This is a genomic window from Oceanicella sp. SM1341 (genome assembly GCF_003448965.1).
Classification (GTDB): domain Bacteria; phylum Pseudomonadota; class Alphaproteobacteria; order Rhodobacterales; family Rhodobacteraceae; genus Paroceanicella.
Map to the genome: position 1 here is coordinate 1 of NZ_QRGC01000075.1, position 1,663 is coordinate 1,663.

Consider the following 1,663-nt stretch of genomic DNA (forward strand, 5'->3'; position numbering starts at 1 on the left):
GAGCGTGCGGCCCATCACCTCGGTGGTGATGTAGGCGAAGTCGGAGACGCCGAGCGCGCCGCCCATCATGCTGGTCGACCGCATGCCGGCGCGCACCGCCGCCGCCTCGTTGAAGCCCCGGGCGGAGCCTGCGAGATGCATGGCGAGCGACTTCAGCCGCAGGCCGCGGTACTCGGTGGCCGGGCCCTCGGCCTGCCCCATCAGCGCGCCGATCATCCCCTCCATGCGCGTGTCGGTCTCGTCGCGGGTGATGGTGACGCGGTCGCGCCCCGCCCGGCCCGCCGGCGGCTGCGCGGCGGCCATCGCGGCGAGGAAGCGCTGGCCGGCGGCCTCCGCCCCGGTGCCGTCGTCGATCACCGCGTCGACATCGGCCTGCATCAGCAGGCCCGAGGCGACATGCGGGGCGCCCATCTCGCGGATGGCACGCACCCGCTCGCGCTCCATGCGGATCGCATCGGCGGCAGAGGGTGCTGCCATCTGCGGCGCGGGGGTGGGGGCCGGTGCCGGGGCGGGCGTCGGAGTGGGAGCCGGCGCGGGAGCGGCCGGCGGCGGTGCGGTCTGCACCGGGGCGGCGGGCGGGGTCTGCGGGGTATCGTCGGGCATCTCGGGATCCTCGGTTGCGGCCCGGCGGGCCATGGTGAGAGCCGCGGCGAGGCGGGAGCGCCCGGCCGCGATGGTGGTGTCGGACATCTGCAGGGGGGCGGGCGCGGTGGCCTCGAGCACGGCATCGGCGAAGCCTTCCGCCACCGCCGCCTCGGGGCCGAGCCAGGTCTCGGCGCGCATCAGGGCGCGGGCCGCCTCGCGGGTCTTGCCCGCGCGCCCGGCGTAGACGCTGGCATAGGTGTCGGCGAGCACGTCGAGCATGCCCGCCGATTTGCGGTGCGCCGCGGCATCGCCGAAGGTGAGCGTGGCCGGATCGTGGATCATCATCACCGAGCCCGCCGACATCTCGATGCGATCGGCCCCCATGATCATCAGCGAGGCGGCGGAGAGCGCGTCGCCGGTCACCTGCACCGTGACCCGGCCCGAGTGGCCGGCAAACGCCATGCGGATCGCCTCGCCCTCGGTCGGGTCACCCCCGGGGGAATGCACCCGCACCGTCACGTCGCCGGGCACCAGGGCCAGCGCCTCGCGCACCAGTGCGGCGGTGATGATGCCGGTCTCGTGCCATTGCTCCTCGCCCGAGGCCAGGACCGGACCGGCAAGGTCGATCCCGTCCTCGCGGACAAGGTCACGCGCCTCGATCGGCATCCGCTGTCTCCTCTTCGCTCGTGTCGGGGGTCTCGGTGGCGTCGGTGTCGTCTGCCGGCGTGTCGCCGGGTGCGGCAGGCGCGGAGGGTGAAGGGCGTGCGCCCCCTGCCCCGCCCGTGGGTGCCGCGCCGGGCATCGCCGCGTCCTTCGCGGCATCCTCGGCGCGCTCATGGCGGATCACGTCGGGGTCGTAGCCGAGGCGGCGCTGCTGGCGCTGACGGCTCGTCAGGCCCGCCTCGATCTCCGCCGCCATGGCCGGGATCTCCTTCGTCGGGTCGATCAGCGCGCGGCGCGGTGCGGTCCATTCGAGGCGGAAGGCGTCGGCGCGGATGCCGGCGGTGAGGGCGCGCACCGGGCTGCGCGCCCCGGCCAGCGGCCAGGCCTCGGCGAGCCAGCGCGCCACGCCCTCGCA

1 protein-coding gene and 1 pseudogene are annotated in these 1,663 nt (G+C 75.5%); both read right to left on the reverse strand.

Annotated features, from left to right (window positions below; all coding sequences use genetic code 11):
* Window positions 1-1,251, reverse strand: a 1,251-nt coding sequence (locus D3P35_RS25695; RefSeq protein ID WP_198670807.1) for a head maturation protease, ClpP-related, incomplete at its 3' end; no start/stop codon positions are given.
* Window positions 1,232-1,663, reverse strand: a pseudogene (locus tag D3P35_RS26625) (hypothetical protein); the annotation flags it as partial. The gene D3P35_RS25695 and the pseudogene D3P35_RS26625, both read right to left, overlap by 20 nt.